The 15,481-nt window shown below is 70.3% G+C and carries 9 protein-coding genes; 2 read left to right on the plus strand and 7 right to left on the minus strand.

What is annotated here, in order from left to right; translation table 11 throughout:
• Window positions 1-85: 85 nt before the first annotated feature.
• From WMF11_RS50705 to WMF11_RS50720, 4 genes are all read right to left on the minus strand, one after another.
• A complete protein-coding gene (locus WMF11_RS50705; RefSeq protein WP_437975891.1) occupies window positions 86-2,974 on the minus strand; it encodes a TonB-dependent receptor domain-containing protein in 2,889 nt (962 codons plus the stop codon).
• 668 nt (window positions 2,975-3,642) lie between these two features.
• Window positions 3,643-4,473 (minus strand): ABC transporter permease, encoded by an 831-nt coding sequence (locus WMF11_RS50710; protein ID WP_437548144.1) that lies wholly within the window; start codon window positions 4,471-4,473, stop codon window positions 3,643-3,645.
• The gene (locus WMF11_RS50715) at window positions 4,470-5,363 is read right to left on the minus strand and encodes an ABC transporter permease (RefSeq protein ID WP_437714594.1); all 894 of its coding nucleotides are present in this window, start codon (window positions 5,361-5,363) and stop codon (window positions 4,470-4,472) included. The genes WMF11_RS50710 and WMF11_RS50715 overlap by 4 nt, the downstream gene beginning before the upstream one ends.
• Window positions 5,356-6,471 carry an ABC transporter ATP-binding protein gene (locus WMF11_RS50720; RefSeq protein ID WP_437548147.1) on the minus strand — a complete coding sequence of 372 codons (1,116 nt, stop codon included), beginning with the start codon at window positions 6,469-6,471 and terminating at the stop codon, window positions 5,356-5,358. Before WMF11_RS50720 ends, WMF11_RS50715 begins: the two co-directional genes overlap by 8 nt.
• 475 nt (window positions 6,472-6,946) lie before the next feature.
• Here WMF11_RS50720 and WMF11_RS50725 point away from each other — a divergent pair, with 475 nt between their 5' ends.
• Window positions 6,947-10,783, plus strand: a complete 3,837-nt coding sequence (locus tag WMF11_RS50725; protein ID WP_437975892.1) for a serine/threonine-protein kinase — start codon at window positions 6,947-6,949, stop codon at window positions 10,781-10,783.
• Window positions 10,784-10,834: 51 nt separating this feature from the next.
• Here WMF11_RS50725 and WMF11_RS50730 read toward each other — a convergent pair whose 3' ends face one another.
• The 3 genes from WMF11_RS50730 to WMF11_RS50740 form a co-directional block, all read right to left on the minus strand.
• Window positions 10,835-11,143 carry a hypothetical protein gene (locus WMF11_RS50730; RefSeq protein WP_437548151.1) on the minus strand — a complete coding sequence of 103 codons (309 nt, stop codon included), beginning with the start codon at window positions 11,141-11,143 and terminating at the stop codon, window positions 10,835-10,837.
• A gap of 147 nt (window positions 11,144-11,290) precedes the next feature.
• Window positions 11,291-12,784: an aminomethyl-transferring glycine dehydrogenase subunit GcvPB gene (gcvPB, locus tag WMF11_RS50735; protein WP_437548153.1), complete on the minus strand. Its 1,494-nt coding sequence runs from the start codon at window positions 12,782-12,784 to the stop codon at window positions 11,291-11,293.
• A 14-nt stretch (window positions 12,785-12,798) separates the two neighbouring features.
• On the minus strand, window positions 12,799-13,401 hold the full coding sequence (locus tag WMF11_RS50740) for a hypothetical protein (RefSeq protein WP_437548155.1): 603 nt from the start codon (window positions 13,399-13,401) through the stop codon (window positions 12,799-12,801).
• Between the two features lie 276 nt (window positions 13,402-13,677).
• Here WMF11_RS50740 and WMF11_RS50745 point away from each other — a divergent pair, with 276 nt between their 5' ends.
• The gene (locus WMF11_RS50745) at window positions 13,678-15,429 is read left to right on the plus strand and encodes an FG-GAP repeat domain-containing protein (RefSeq protein WP_437975893.1); all 1,752 of its coding nucleotides are present in this window, start codon (window positions 13,678-13,680) and stop codon (window positions 15,427-15,429) included.
• Window positions 15,430-15,481 lie beyond the last annotated feature (52 nt).

Below are 15,481 nucleotides of genomic sequence, written 5' to 3' on the forward strand. Positions count from 1 at the left end.
GTCGAGCAGGGCGGCGCGGGGGCGGAGCGCCGAGGGGTGATGGGCGTGAGGTGGAGAGCGCGCGGCCAGGACGGCCGCGCGATGATCAGAAGTTCAGGTTGGCAGAGAGGAGGAAGGTGCGGCCTGCCTGCGGCATCCTGGTCGCCGTGAACTGGGGCGAGATGGGGGCCTCGTACTCCCAGTCGGCGACGTTGTAGACGCCCATGTTGTAGCGGAGGCCGGCCACGTCCGTCTGACCGGAGAGGACGACGTCCCAGATCACCGAGGGGTCGGTCTCCTTCAGCGTCTTGTCGATGCGCGGCGACTCGACGGTGAGGCGCGTCGACAGCATCAGCGCCTTTCCGAACAGCGGCACGGTCCCCTTGACGGCGGCCATGTGCTCCGGCGAGTTGGGCACCTTCTTGAGCACCTCTTTGACGTCTCCTTTATCGAGGTACCGCGCCCGTGAATAGGAGTAGGAGAGAGAGGCCATCCAGCCCTGGCGCCACTCGCGGCGCAGCTCGGCCTCCGCGCCCAGCACGAGGATCGGCTCCTTGGTGTTGTCGTACCTCCCCGGCACAGCCTCGGTGAAATCGCCGGTCTGCGCGATCATGTCCGTCATGTAGTTCACGTATCCCGCGCCGAGCAAGGAGAGCGTGGACGAGAGCCGGTGCGTGAACTCGACCTCTCCCGAGAGCACGCTCTCGGGATCGACCGACGCGCCCGCCGCTGGCTCGTACCCCGGCTTGAAGTTGCTCGAGGGCACCTGCAGGAAGAGCTCGTAGATGGGCGGAGCGCGGAATGCGCGGCCGCCGGTGACCTTCAGGTTGCCCCCTTCGTAGGGCTTGACGACGAGCGCGATACGCGGGCTGATCCCGGAGTTGAAGCTGAGACCGTCCTCTCCATAGTTGTAGTAATCGATACGAGCACCCGCGGAGACGCGGACGCGGTCGGACGGGACGAAGTCGACAACGCCGTAGCCGGCGAGGATCTGGTAAGGGTGCGAGTCGAACAGATCCTCATTGTTGGGGTCGAGGAGCTCGCCCTCGACCTCGGACACGGGCAGCACGAGCGTGTCGCGGCATGGAAGAACACCGCACTCGTGCTCCTCGATGCGCATCCTGCCGAGCAGGTGTACCTGGCCCTCGGCGCCGACGGTGACCTTCAGCTCGCGGAGCGGGCTGATCTCGAAGCGCTGATCCGCGAGCAGCCACGTGTCCTGGTACTTCTCGACGTCATGGATCGTTTCGGTCCCGATGTCGGACAGCCAAAGCGTGTCATCGTAGAGCTGCATGTCGACGCCCACGCGGGTCGTCATCGAGAATTTATCGGAGAACCGCGGCGAGAACGTGAGCTCGGCGAACCCGCGCCTGTCGCGGTAAAACGTCCTGTCGTCGCCGACGATGGTCAGGTTGGCGCCGGTCGGGATCGACTTCCTGCGCTCGTTGTAGAACACCTGCGCCGAGAGCGACTTGTACCAGAGCCGCCCCTGGATCGTCCCCACGTTGAAGTGGTCCGCGCCGCGGGAGTTAGGATCCTTGTTCTTCCATTTGTCCGCAGGATCAGGGACGTTGGGAGGATCGTTCGGGTCCGGGTCCGCGGGAGCAGGGCCATCGGGGTCGGGCGGGATCGGCAGGAAGTAGTCTCGCCCTTGACCGTGGCCTCCGGCGACCGACAGCCACATGCCGGAGTCGCGCCCGAAGGGCACCTGCACCTGGCCGCGGCCCCGGATGAAGCCGTGCTGCGCCGCGCCCACGCCGACACCCGCGCCGAACGACGTCGGGCGGCCCTTGGTCACGATGTTGATGACGCCGACGAACGCGCCCGTACCGTAGAGCAGCGAGCCCGGGCCACGGACGACCTCGATCCGCTCGACGTCCTCCAGGTCGGTGCGCGCCGATTGATCGGCGAAGGCGAGGCCGTCCCACGTGTCGTTGATCGAGTGCCCGTTGAGGAGCACGAGCACGCGGTTGCTGTAGTCGCCAGGGATGCTGATCCCGCGGATGCCGACCCAGGAGTAGCTGCCGTCGTACGTCGTGTAGACGCCGCGCATGCCCCTCAAGGCCTCGGCGACGGTCGGATACCCCATCGCGCGGAGCTCCTGGCCCGAGATGATCGTGACCGAGCCGGGCGCGTCCTCGACGGCCTCCGCCGTACGCGACGCGGCCTCGACCTCCTCGAGCTGCCGGAGGGAGATGTCGATTCGGGTCTGCTGTCCGGCCATCACGTTGGCCGACTGCTCGACCGGGCGGAAGCCGCGCAGCGAGACGCGCACGCGGCGCTGGCCGCTCTGCACGTTGAGGACCGCGGGCGTGAAGCCCATCGGCTTTCCGTCGACCTCGACGAGCGCGTCGCGCTCATCCGCGTTGACGACGAGGCTGCCGGTGAGCGGGTTGAGCCGGTAACGCGCGGTCACCGTGCTCGCGGCCGCCACGTTCACGTCCTGCTCCGACGGCTGGTACCCCTCCTGCGAGAGGTAGAGGCGGTGCCGGCCAGGAGGCAGCGTGAGATCGCACGGCGCGGTGCACGCCGGGGGGCCGCTCGCGTCGTTGACCCGCACCGTCGTGCCCGCCATCTCACCGACCACGCGCACCGTCCCGACGATGCGCTTCAGCTTGACCGCGACGTTCGTTTGCTCGCCGATCTTCGCCTCGACGTTCTCGACCTCCGCCGGCTCATACCCCTCGAGATCGACGATGATCTTGTGCTTGCCGGGCTGGAAGCCGAGGAGGCGGGGCGTGCTGCCGCGGCCGCCGAGATCGCGGCGGTTGATGTACACCGTCGCTCCGGGCGGGTCCGTCGTCACGTTGATGACGGCGACGTTGGGCCGGATGCGCGCGAGCGCCTCCTCGATGGCCGGCCTGCGCGCGGCGTTGGGCTCGAGATCGAGCGCCTGAACGTAGTAGCGAAATGCGTCTGGATACTCCTGGAGAGCCTCGTAAGTTCGGGCGATGTTGAAGATGACGTTTCGGTTCGGGACAAGCCGGTTCGACACCAGGAAGTGCTCCAGGGCGCCCCGGTAGTCACGCGCCGAATAGCGCTCCGTGGCGATCCTGAAGTGCAGATCGGCCTCATCGGCCAGATCATCCGCCCAGGCAGGCCGACCGGAGAATGTGAGGAGTGCTACGAGTATGAGTAGGAGTGCGGAGCGACGAAAGCTCATCTTTCGATCTCGATTCCCAACGGTCGAAGTGGAGCGCAAAGCGCCGTCCGCCGGGTCCAGCCGTCACGCAAAAACCCGGCGAGCTTGGGACGAAACAGCCGCATTGCCGGGTCAGCTTACCGTAAGCCGTCAGCTGATCCAACCTGTTCGCACAGGCGGCCGTGGACCTCACGCCGGCGTGGACGCCGCTGTGTAGGCGCCGTGCGCGGAGCGCATGACAGAGTGAGCGGAACCCGGGGCGGCGCGCGGTCCGGGCCCGGTGCCCCGCAGGAGGCCCCGTCAGGCAAGCGCTCGAGCTCGGCGCCCCTAGGCTGGGCCGCGCGAGCCAGAGCGAGGTGGAGCGCTGGTCAGGCCCAGCGAGAAGGTGAACAAGGGCGGTGCATCGCTGCGCTGACGCGCAGGAGTCCTCCCGGCGCCGCGCGGCGCGCGCGAGCCCCTTGGCCGCCGGGCGCCCGGCGCGCCGAGCTCCGCCGCGTCCGCCGCGAGCCCGGCCCGGCGGCTCAATTGTGCCTCCAGCGGGTGAGCCGCTCCAGGATCATGATGGACACCGCCACGCCGATCAGGAGGAGCGTTGAAATCGCGAACAGGTCGGTCCGCACGCCTCGCATCTGAGATTGGTAGACGTAGAGCGGCAGCGTGACCGAGCGTGGGCCGGACGTGAAGAAGCTGATCACGAAGTCGTTGAGCGACAGCGTGAACGCCAGCATGGCGCCCCCCACGATCGCCGGCCACAGGAGGGGGAGCGTGACCCTCCGGAAGTGGAGCCAGGGCGACGCATAGAGGTCCATCGCGGCCTCGCTCAGCGTCGGCCCGATGGCGACGAGCCGACTGCGGACGATGAGCGTCACGAAGGCGATCTCGAACGTCACATGACCGATGATCATCGTCGTCATGCTGGGCTCGAACCAATGGTCCACCACGCGGCGGAGCACGTTGAACGCCATGACCAGCACCGCCGCGAACGTGATGTCGGGGGCGACCGCCGGGATGTCCACGATCGACTCGAGCACGCGACTCACGGAGCTCGGCCATGGAAAGTGCATCCCCAGGGCGAGCAGCGTCCCGAGGACCGTCGCGATGAGCGTGGAGGCGCCGCCGAGCATCAGGGTGTTCACGGCGACCTCGCGGATCTCCATGGCACGCCGGTTGGTCTCGGGATCGGCGAAGAGATCGAGGTACCAGCGGACCGAGAAGCCCGTCCAGAGCAGGCCCCGCTCCGCGGCGTTGAACGAGTAGACGGCGACCGCGAAGAGCGGCAGGTAGAGGAGCGCGAAGCCGAAGAAGGCGGCGATCGTCGTCAGCGCGCGCCAGAGGCCCCGGCCGAGCTTCACAGGATCTCCACGGAGCGCCCATTCCGGCGGTAGAGGGACACGCCGCCCAGCGTCAGGACGATGAGCACCAGGCTGAGCGCCGCGCCGTAAGGGATGTTCCTCCCCGGGCCGAACTGGTGCTGGATGAGGTTCCCTATCAGCCAGTGCTTCGCGCCGCCGAGCATGTCGCTCACGACGAAGACGCTCATCGCAGGGACGTACGTGAGGAGGACTGCGACGCTGAGGCCCGGGAGGGTCTGCGGCAGGATCGCCGCGAGGAAGATGCGCAGCCGCGACGCATAGAGGTCCTGCGCGGCCTCGACGAGCGACCAGTCGAGACGATCGATGCTCGTGTAGAGGGGGACCACCGCGAAGGGGAGGGAGGCCGCGACGAGGCCGATCGTGACCGCCGTCCAGCTGGGATAGACGTCGCGGCCCGGGTCGATCCACCCGAGCCAGGCGGCGAGCTTGGCAGGCAGGAGCTGCGCCGACAGGAGGAGCTTCCAGCTGAACGTGCGGATCACGAGGTTCGTGCAGAGCGGGACGATGATGAGCGCGAGCCAGAAGAACCGCCGGCGCCGCGAGCCGCGCGCGATGAAGAAGGCCATCGGATAGGCGAGCATCACGGAGGCGGTCGTCACGACCAGCGCGAGGACGATGCTCCTGATGAGGATGCGCGCGTTCTCGCCGGACGCGGAGCCGAAGATGCGCTCGAACGACTCGAACGACAGCTCCCAGAGCAGGGCGCCGTCCGCGTCGCGCTTGAGGAACGACACGACGAGGAGCGCCAGGCTCGGCAAGAGGAGGAACACGGACAGCCAGGAGACGCCGCCCGCGATGAACAGGGACCCCCGCGCGAGGAGCCTGCGCCGCGTCGTGAGCTGTCCGTACCAGACCGTGGGCTCAGTCACTGAGCACCTCGAGCCGCTCGGCGGGCAGGGCGAGCCAGACCGAGGAGCCGGGCTTGAGCCGCGAGCGGGGGCTGAGCTGCACGCGCAGCGGCCCGGGCTCGATGATGAGCTCCACGTGATCGCCGCGGTAGAAGCTCTCCTTCACCACGCCGCGCACGCCGTTCTCCGCCGGCTCGTTCTCGCAGAGCTCGATCCACTCGGGGTGGATCGCGAGCGTGCCGTACTCCCACTGCGGCTTGGTCTGCACCCTCAGCGCGCCCACCGTCGTGAAGACGAGCGTGGCGCCGACGCGCTGCGCGGAGATGAGGTTGGCCGCGCCGAAGAACTCGGCGGCGAAGCGGCTCTGCGGCCGCTCGTAGACCTCGGCCGTCACCCCCTGCTGCTCGATGCGGCCCTTGTTCATCAGCACGATGCGGTCCGAGACGGTCATCGCCTCGTCCTGATCGTGCGTGACGAGCACGAACGTCTTCCCGAGCGCGCGCTGGAGCCGGCGCAGGTCGAGCTGGACCTCGGCGCGCAGCTTCGCGTCGAGCGCCGACATCGGCTCGTCGAGCAGCAGCACCTCAGGCTCGTTGACGACCGCGCGCGCGAGCGCGACTCGCTGCTTCTGACCGCCCGAGATCTGGTGCGGATACCGCTCCGCGAGGTCATCGAGCTTCAGCATCGAGAGGCTCGAACGCACGCGCTCGCGCACCTCGGGATCAGGGAAGCTGCGCGACCTCAGGCCGAAGGCCACGTTCTCGAACACGGTCAGATGCGGGAACAGCGCATAGTTCTGGAACACGGTGTTCACCGGCCTGCGGTTCGCCGGCAGGTGGTCAACCGCCCTGCCCGCGAGCAGGATCTGCCCCCGATCGGCGCGATCGAGCCCCGCGATGATGCGGAGCAGCGTCGTCTTGCCGCAGCCGGAAGGCCCGAGGAGCGTGACGAACTCGCCGGCCTCCGCCGTGAACGACACGTCGTTCAGTATCTGTGTCTTACCGAAGCTCTTGCTGACGTTCTCTACAACGAGGCTGCATCCCGGGTTGCGCTCGGCCGCGCTCTCGGTCTGGGGCGTCATGCTGCGCTGCCCCGGCGACGAGAAGAAGTCTCTCAACCTCTGGATCACCCCAGCAAACCCTTTGCGCGTGGCGCTTTCCGAACCGCATCCGAAGCCTCGGAGCGTACTACGCAGACCATGATGCCCTCCCGTTGTCAACTGGGTGCGCGCCGGGCTGACCGGCTGAGCGGCGCGCGCCCGGCCGGGCTCTTTTCGCTCGCAGGCGGCGTACGCTACCGCCCTTCCCCTGGGCGTGCCACCTTTCTGCCGATCCTGCTCGAGGCGCGCTCCAGCGCCGCGCAGGGGCCGCGCGTCGCTGGAGCGCGCCCAATGCGTTCGGAGCGCGCTCCCCCTGCGCGTTCGGGCGCGCTGCCCACGCGCTGCCCACGCGTTCGCGGCGCGCTGCCCACGCGTTCGCGGCGCGCTGCCCACGCGTTCGCGGCGCGCTGCCCGCGCGTTCGCGGCGCGCTGCCCGTGCGTTCCCCACGCGGTCCCCACGCACTGCTTGCCACCGCCCGGCGCCGGTGATTTCTTGGTCCCACGCATGGGCCTGAGGAACGCGAGACCCGAGTTTGGAGGCACGCGTCGCTTCCAGGTCGTTCGCGTCGTGGGCCGCGGCGGGATGGGGGTTGTCTACGAGGCCTTCGATCGCGAGCGGAAGGGGCGGGTCGCGCTCAAGATCCTCCGGAATCTGAGCGCCGACGCGCGCCTCCGGTTCAAGAACGAGTTCCGTGCGCTCCAGGACATCCAGCACCCGAACCTGGTCAGCCTCGGCGAGCTTCACGAGGAAGAAGGGCAGCTCTTCTTCACGATGGAGCTCATCCGCGGCGTCGACTTCGTGGTCCACGTGCGGCTCCACGAGGAGGGCGACGCCGGGCCGAGGGGCGAGCCCGCGGGCGTCGGGCGCCGCTCCACCCTGCCGTCGAGCCCCATGTGGCCTGCTGTGCAGGGCCCTGCCTCGGAGCCACAGCCCCGGATCAAGCGCCCCTTCCACGAGGCCCGCCTCCGCTCGGCCCTGGCGCAGCTCGCCCAGGGGCTCGCGGCGGTGCATGCGGCTTACAAGGTTCACCGCGATATCAAGCCTTCCAACGTCCTCGTGACCGCGGAAGAGCGGGTGGTCCTCCTCGACTTCGGCTTCGTCGCCGACGCGAGCGGCGCAGGGCGCGAGCAGGCCGTCGTCGGAACGCTCCATTACATGGCGCCCGAGCAGGCCGAGGCCAAGGCCGCCGGGCCCGAGGCGGACATCTACAGTGTCGGGGTCATGCTTTACCTCGCGCTGACCGGCGTCTACCCGTTCCAGACGGCGCCCAAGGCGGCGCTCGACATGATGCGGCGAGCGGAGCCTCCGCCGCCGAGCCGGCTCGTCGAGGACATGCCCGCCGACATCGACGAGCTCTGCGTGGACATGCTCCGCATCGACCCGGCCGCCCGGCCGACGGCGCGCGACGTGCTGCGCCGGCTGCAGGTGCAGGAGCTCATCGAGGAGCCGCCCGTCCTCTCGCAGCGCATCGGCTTCGTCGGCAGGCGCAGCGAGCTCGCCGCGCTCGAGGGCGCGTTCGCGGAGGCGAAGCTCGGGCGCGCGGTCACGCGGTTCATCGAGGGCGAGTCGGGCGTCGGCAAGAGCGCGCTCCTGCGCCGGTTCCTCGAGCGCATCGACAAGGAGGCGCTCGTCCTCGCGGGGCGCTGCTACGAGCGCGAGGCGGTCCCCTACAAAGCGGTGGACGAGCTCATCGACGGGCTGAGCCGGCACCTCGTGCGCCGCCCCCCCGAGCAGGTCAAGGCGCTGCTGCCGCCCAACGCGGGCCTGCTCGGCACGGTGTTCCCGGTGCTCCGGACGGTCCCGGCGATCACGGAGGCGCGCGCTCGGCGCAAGGCGATCGACCCGCCCGAGATCCGCGCCCTCGTCTTCGCCGCGCTCCGGGAGCTGCTGGGCCGGCTCGCGGCCGAGCGGCCGCTCGTGCTCGCGATCGACGATCTCCAGTGGGCGGACGCCGACAGCGTCGCGCTGCTCTCGGAGGTGATGCGCCCGTGGACCGAGGCCGATCTCCACGCCGCGACCCGGCCCGGCTCGTTCGTCGGCCTCGATGGGCCCGTGTCCGCGGGCGCGCTGGTCGACCCCTCGCGCCCGCGCGCGATGATGCTCGTGGCGACGGTGCGGACCGCCTCGGAGACCGCGCCGCCCGTCTCGCGGCAGCTCGGGGTGCCGACCGACTCGCTCGGGCACATCATCCTCCACCGCCTGTCGCTCGCGGAGGCGCAGGAGCTCTGCGCGCTCCTCCTCCGGGGCGCCCACGTCGGTCACCCGCTCAGCATCGAGGCGATCGCGCAGGAGGCCGGCGGCCACCCGCTCTTCATCGACGCGCTCCTGCGCCACCGGATGATGTCCCCGGACGCCGACGGCGGCCCGGTGCGCCTCGACGACGTCCTCTGGGCGCGGATCAGCCGGCTCGACCCGCGGGCGCGCCAGCTGCTCGAGCTCGTCGTGTGCGCGGGCGCGCCGGTGCTGACGTCGGTGGCCGCGCACGCCATGGCCGCGGATTTCGGGGAGCTCACGCGGGTGCTCTCGGCCCTGCGCGCGGCGAACCTCGTGCGGACCGGCGGCTCGGGTCAGGACGAGTTCCTCGAGCCGTTCCACAACCGCATCCGGGAGACGGTCGCGAGCCGGCTCGACGAGCAGGCGGCGCGCAGCTGGCACGGCCGGCTCGCGCTGGCGCTGGAGGCCTCGGGGCGCGCAGAGCTCGAGGCGCTGGCCGAGCACTGGCGCGCCGCCGGGGACCCCGAGCGCGCCGCCGGCTACGCCGTGCGCGCCGGCGAGCACGCCGAGGCCGCGTTCGCGTTCGACCACGCGGCGCGCCTCTACCGCATGGCGATCGACCTCCACCTGCCTGGCGCGGCGGAGCGGCGGGTCGTGCTCGCCAAGCTCGGCGACGCCCTGAGCAGCGCGGGCCGCGGCGCCAAGGCCGCGGAGGCCTACATGGCGGCGAGCGACGGCGCCCCGGAGTCCGAGGCGATCGATCTCGGCCGCCGGGCCGCGGAGAACCTGCTCCGCGCCGGCTACGTCGACGCCGGGATGGCGGGCCTGCGCTCGGTGCTCGGCGCGGTCGGCATGCAGGTGCCGAAGACGCCGGAGCTCGCGGTCGCGTCGCTGATGCTGCGGCGCGCGCAGGTGCGCCTGCGTGGGCTCAACTTCGTCGAGCGCCCCGCCGACGAGGTCTCGCCCGAGGACCTCATGCGCATCGACGTCTGCTGGTCGGCGGCGATGGGGCTCGCCATCGTCGACCCCACGCGCGGCGCCGACTTCCAGGCGCGCAACCTCCTCCTGTCGCTCAAGGCGGGCGAGCCGTACCGCGTGACGCGCGCGCTCGCCTTCGAGGCGACCTACCTCGCGATCGACGGCGGCCCGTCCGCGTCCCGCGTCGCCGACCTGCTCTCGACGGCGAGCGCGATCGCGGCGCGCATCGGCAGGCCTCACGCGCTCGGCCTCGTCGGCTTCGTCGGCGGCGTCACCGCGACGCTGTTCGGCCGCTGGCAGCAGGGCGTGGCCGATCTCGACCGGGCGGACACCATCTTTCGCGAGCGCTGCACCGGCGTCACGTGGGAGCGGAGCTGGGCGCACACCTTCTCGGTCTGGGCGCTCTGGTACGGCGGCGAGACGCGCGAGTTCATGCGCCGGGTCCCGATGTACCTGCAGGCGGCCGACGAGCGCGGCGACCGCTACCTCGCCACGAGCCTCCGCTCCTCGCAGAGCAACGCCTACTGGCTCGTCGGCGACGACCCCGACTCCGCGCTGCGCCAGGCGCAGGACGCCATCCGGAGCTGGTCCAAGGCGGGCTTCCAGCTGCAGAGCTACTTCGATCTCGTCGCCCGCGCGCACATCGGCCTGTACCGGGGCGAGGGCGAGGCGACGTACCGCCTCTTCGCGGAGCAGCGGGCGGGCCTCGAGAGCTCGCTCGTCCTGCGCATCCAGGCCGTGCGCATCATCATCACCCACCTCCGGGCCTGCGCCGCGCTGGCCGCCGCCGCCGCGTCCACGCCGGCCGACGCGGAGCCGCTGTACGAGGAGGCGACGCGCGCCGCCCGCAAGATCGACGCGGAGCACATGCCCTGGGCCGACCCGCTCGCGGCCGCGGTGCGCGCCGCGATCGCCGCGGCACGCGGCGAGGGGGAGGCGGCCGTCCAGCAGCTCGCCGACGCGGTGCGCGGCTTCGAGGCCGCCGGCATGGCCCTCTACGCCGCGGCGGCGCGGCGCCGCCACGGCGAGCTGCTGAAGGGCGACGAGGGCCGCGCCGCCGTCGAGGCAGCGAACGGCTGGATGCACGACCAGGGCATCGTGAGCCCGGATCGCATGACAGCCATGCTGCTCCCTGGTTTTGCGAGCTAGCACCTCCGAGGCACGGAGGCGCCGGGTCGGGAGAGAGGCGGGCCCCGCGCCTCAGGGCTTCACGCGCAGGACGGCCGTGCCCTTCGCCTTGCCGTAGAGCTGCTTGATCTCGATCTTGTACTCGCCGGGGGACGACGCGCTGAACTCGACGGGCGAGGCGCTCTGCGGCTTGCCGGTGGGCAGATCGCGCAGCACGCGCTCGATGATGATCTTCCCGGAGGGGGAGCGGATCTTGATGTTGAACGGCGGGGTCGCCTCGTCGTAGGCGCGGAACACGAGGCGCACGGCGTCTCCGACCGAGACCGGGGTGGTCTGGCTGATCGTCTCGATGTCGCCTTCGTTCTCAACGGTATCGGCCACGCGTCGCTCGTCCCGTGAGGTGCCTCACTGCGGTCCCTCGGCGCTCATTGTAGTCGCGTCTGGCGGAGATTCGCGAATTTGGCGCGTGCGGCCGGCCGGCGCCGCCCGCCGGAGGAGGCCGACCGCGGGCCGCCTCCTCCGGGGAGCTCAGGCCTTCGTCCATCGCAGGCGCGGCTGGCGCGCGGCGCGGGCCTCGTCGAGGCGGCCGACCACCGTGCCGTGGGGCGCCTGCTTCACGACCTCCGGCGTCTCCTGCGCCTCCTTGAGGATGCTGAGCATCGCGGCCACGAACTCGTCGAGGGTCTCGCGGGTCTCCGTCTCCGTCGGCTCGATCATCAGGGCGCCGGGCACGACCAGCGGGAAGTAGACGGTGGGCGCGTGAAAGCCGTAGTCGAGCAGCCGCTTGGCGACGTCGAGCGTCTTGACCCCGGTCTCCTTCTCCAGCTGGCTGTCGGAGAGCACCACCTCGTGCATGCACGGCTGCGGCACCGGCGCGAGGTAGTGGTCCTTCAGCTTGGCCCACAGGTAGCGCGCGTTGAGCACGGCGAGGCTGCTCGCCGCCGTCAGGCCGTCGCCGCCCATCTCGCGGATGTACGTGTACGCCCGGATGAACATCCCGAAGTTGCCCGTGAAGGCCCGGAGCCGCCCGACGCTCTGGGGCCGGTCGCGGTCCCACGCGAAGGCGTCGCCGCGCCGCACGAGGACGGGCGAGGGCTGGAACGGCTCCAGGTGCTTCTTGAAGCAGACCGGCCCGGAGCCGGGGCCGCCGCCGCCGTGCGGGGTCGTGAACGTCTTGTGCAGGTTGATGTGGATGACGTCCATGCCGACGTCGCCCGGGCGCGCGTGCCCCATGATCGCGTTCGTGTTCGCGCCGTCCCCGTACACGAGCCCGCCCTTGTCGTGGATGAGCTTGATGATCGCCGGCAGGTGCGTCTCGTAGGCCCCGAGGGTGTTCGGGTTCGTGATCATCAGCCCGCAGACGTCGCCGTCCGACCCCTCGCGCTCGATCGCGGCGAGGACCTGCTCGGGGTGGGTGATGCCGTCGGCGGTCTTCTCGATCCGGACGGCCACGAGCCCGTTGAGCGCGCAGCTCGCCGGGTTCGTGCCGTGGGCGCTCTCCGGGATGAACACCTTCCTCGGCGAGCGCCCCTTCGACTCGTGGAACGCCCGCATCATCATCAGCCCGGCGAGCTCGCCCTGCGCGCCCGCGGAGGGCTGCAGCGAGCAGCCGTCCATCCCGCTGACCTCGCAGAGCGCCTCCTGCAGGCGCCACATCACCTCGAGCGAGCCCTGGCTGAGCTCGTCCGGCGTCATCGGGTGCAGCTTCGCGAAGCCGGGGATGCGCGCGGCCCACTCGTTGATCTTCGGGTTGTACTTCATCGTGCACGACCCGAGCGGGTACATCTGCCCGTCGATGCAGAAGTTCCACTGCGAGAGCCGGATGAAGTGCCGGAAGGCCTCCGGCTCGCTCACCTCCGGCAGGCCGGCTGGCTCCTTGCGGGCGAGCGCGCCGTAGTGGGCGGCGGGCTCGACCTCGGGCACGTCGAGCGGGGGGAGCGACGCGCCGGTCCTTCCCGGCGTGCCACGCTCGAAGATGGGGGGTTCGCGGAACTGAATGCCTCGAGGCTGCGGTTGGGTCATCGGGGGCTGTTATGTCAGAGGCCGGGGGGCTCGGCAGGTGCTTCGTCGGAGGGAGCGGCGGGCGGCTCGGGCGCGCCTTCCTCCTGGTTCGCGCTGTCCCAGTCGCCGCCGCCCATGTCGGAGGCGCCGGAGCCCCCGATCGACTTCAGATCCGGGAGCATGTTGCGCTGCTTGACCGCTTCCCAGGGCTCGCCGACCTCGTCCTTGTTGCGGCCGATCTCGCCCGCCAGCCGGTCGTCGACGTTCTCGCCATCCGGCCGCGTGTACTTGAAGTACCCCCGGCCTTCCTTGGTCGCGCTCTGCCCGATCGCGCCGATGGTGTGCTCGGTCCACGTGAACTTGATGAGGTCGCCTGTCACCGTCCCGTGCAGCACGCCCCAGCGATCCTTGACGGGACGGATCCAGCGCCCCTCGATGGCGTCGTTGTCCTGCACGAGGTGCAGGTAGCCGTAGAGCTCGCTGTAATAGACCCCCGTCCAGTCGCCGCCTTCGGGCATGTCACCGGCTTGCACCTTGGCCGTCTTGGGCGCGGGATTCGAGCTGCAGCCAAGCGCCGTCGTCCCCATCAGGAGGGCACATGCGGCGCCAGCAATCCAAAGCCGTCGCGATACGTTCATGGCGGCGGAGCCTAGCACAGCACCTACCCGCACCCATACCCCCGCCATGCGCCTCCGACGTCGCGCGGGGGCGCGAGCGGAGGTGGGGAACGGGAACGGAACGGGGGGCGCGTGCGCGCTACGTCACGAACGTGTACTTGCCTCCCTCCTGCAATGAGGTGTGCCACCTGCGCGCCAGAAGGAGGAGCGTAACGTACCGTTCGGCGCGTGCGCGACTGCGTCAATTTTCCGCTTCCACCTCCTTGTAGGGCCCGGAGCGCTGGTAAGCTCCCTGGCATGATGAACTCCCTTGTCTCCAACCGAGGTTTTGTAATTCCCGGTAGAATCGCTCTCTTCACCAGTGTCCTCGCCCTCGCGGCCTGCGAAGGGCAGCTCGGCAACCTCGACGGCTCCTCTCCCACCACCGGCAGCGGCAGCGGCAGCGGGAGCGGCAGCGGCTCCTCTGGCTCCGGTGGCTACCGCCCCCCCGTCGGTGGGGGGTCCAAGCCGCTGCCGGCCGCCGCGTCGTGCGCTCCGGCGTCGAGCGGCTCCTCCGACGTCGCGGAGCCCCAGCTCCTCCTCCAGCTGTCCGACGACGACGAGAGCGCGTGGCTCGGGTCGCCGGTGGTCGCCGATCTCGACGGCGACGGCGAGCAGGAGATCCTGGTGACGCACAACGGCAACGTCGTCGTCTGGGGCCCCGACGGCGAGCAGAAGTGGAGGTACGACGAGTCGCGCCAGAACGGCCGCATCTGGGCGAGCCCGATCGTCGCGGACTTCCGCGGCGACGGGCAGCTCGAGGTGGTCTTCGCGGCGCGCACCACGATCTACATGCTCGACGCGAGCGGCCGGCTGGTGAGCGGCTGGCCCGTCACCTGGAACGACGAGATCCGCTCCCTCGCCGCGGGCGACATCGACGGCGACGGTCAGCTCGACGTCGTCGCCGCGAGCACCGACAGGTCCCCCGACTACTCCGACATCCTGATGGCCTTCCACGCGAGCGGGTCGGCGGTCGCTGGCTTCCCGCCGATCGAGAGCGAGACGATCGGCTGCGACGCGCGCCGCAGCGACGACGCCGAGTGCTGGATCGTGGGCGCCTACGACCAGAACCTGGCCATCGGTGATCTCGACGGCGATGGATCGCAGGACATCGTCTCGCCGATGGATAACTCCTATGCCGGGTTCTATCACGGCACGGGAGAGGCCTTCGACGCGAATCCCATGTTCGAGGGCCGCCCGAAGACGCCGGGCGTGCGGTACATGCACGATCTCGAGCTCGCGAAGCAGGGCTTCGGCGACAGCAGCGACCTGCAGGCCTATTTCAAGAACTCGGCCCCTGCGATCGCGGACCTCGACGGCGACGGCACGCCGGAGATCATCATGCTCGCGGCGGCCGAGGACGTCGCCATGAATGACCAGTCCCAGGGCGTCGGGCTCTGGGCGGTCCGCAACGACGCGAGCCGCATCGAGGGGTGGGAGAGCCCGTTCTACGCCTCGGACTACCTGTCCGGCGGCGAGGATTTCGACGGCAACATCGTGGCCATGACGCAGCAGGTGACCGTGGCCGATCTCGACGCGACGCACGCCGGCCCTGAGATGATCTTCGCGGGCCTGGACGGGCGGATCCACGCGGTCTACGCCGACAAGACCGAGTTCTGGGACGTCACCTACACGGACGACACGCAGGTGCTCACGGGCGGCGTCGTGGTCGGGGATCTGTCGGGCGACGGCATCCCCGAGGTCGTGTTCAACACCTACTCGACCGAGGAGGACAGGAGCCACCTCTTCGTGCTCGACGCCGGCGGCACGATCCTCCACCGGATCCCGCTGCCGCGGCTCGGCGCGATGCCGGTGCCGACGCTCGCCGACGTGAACGGCGACGGGACGATCGAGATCGTCGTGTCGCTCCGCGAGATCGGGTGGGACGGGGCGGACCCGGAGCCGAACACGTACGTGTACACGGTGCCGGGATCGGCGACGAACTGCCTGCTCTGGCCGACCGCCCGCGGCAACTACTACAGAAACGGCTGGGTCCGCGCGGCCGACTGACACGCTCCGAGGACCGTTCGAGCGCGCCGGCGCTGAAGAAGGAGCGCCGGCG

The sequence above is a fragment of the Sorangium sp. So ce295 genome (genome assembly GCF_051527405.1).
In the GTDB taxonomy this organism is placed as follows: Bacteria; Myxococcota_A; Polyangia; order Polyangiales; family Polyangiaceae; genus Sorangium; species Sorangium cellulosum_B.

Bases quoted from the DNA above. Each gene is read 5' to 3' on its own strand.
- WMF11_RS50725 (WP_437975892.1), top strand. From the start codon at position 6,947: ATGGGCCTGAGGAACGCGAGACCCGAGTTTGGAGGCACGCGTCGCTTC.
- gcvPB (WP_437548153.1), bottom strand. From the start codon at position 12,784: ATGACCCAACCGCAGCCTCGAGGCATTCAGTTCCGCGAACCCCCCATC.
- WMF11_RS50740 (WP_437548155.1), bottom strand. From the start codon at position 13,401: ATGAACGTATCGCGACGGCTTTGGATTGCTGGCGCCGCATGTGCCCTC.
- WMF11_RS50745 (WP_437975893.1), top strand. From the start codon at position 13,678: ATGATGAACTCCCTTGTCTCCAACCGAGGTTTTGTAATTCCCGGTAGA.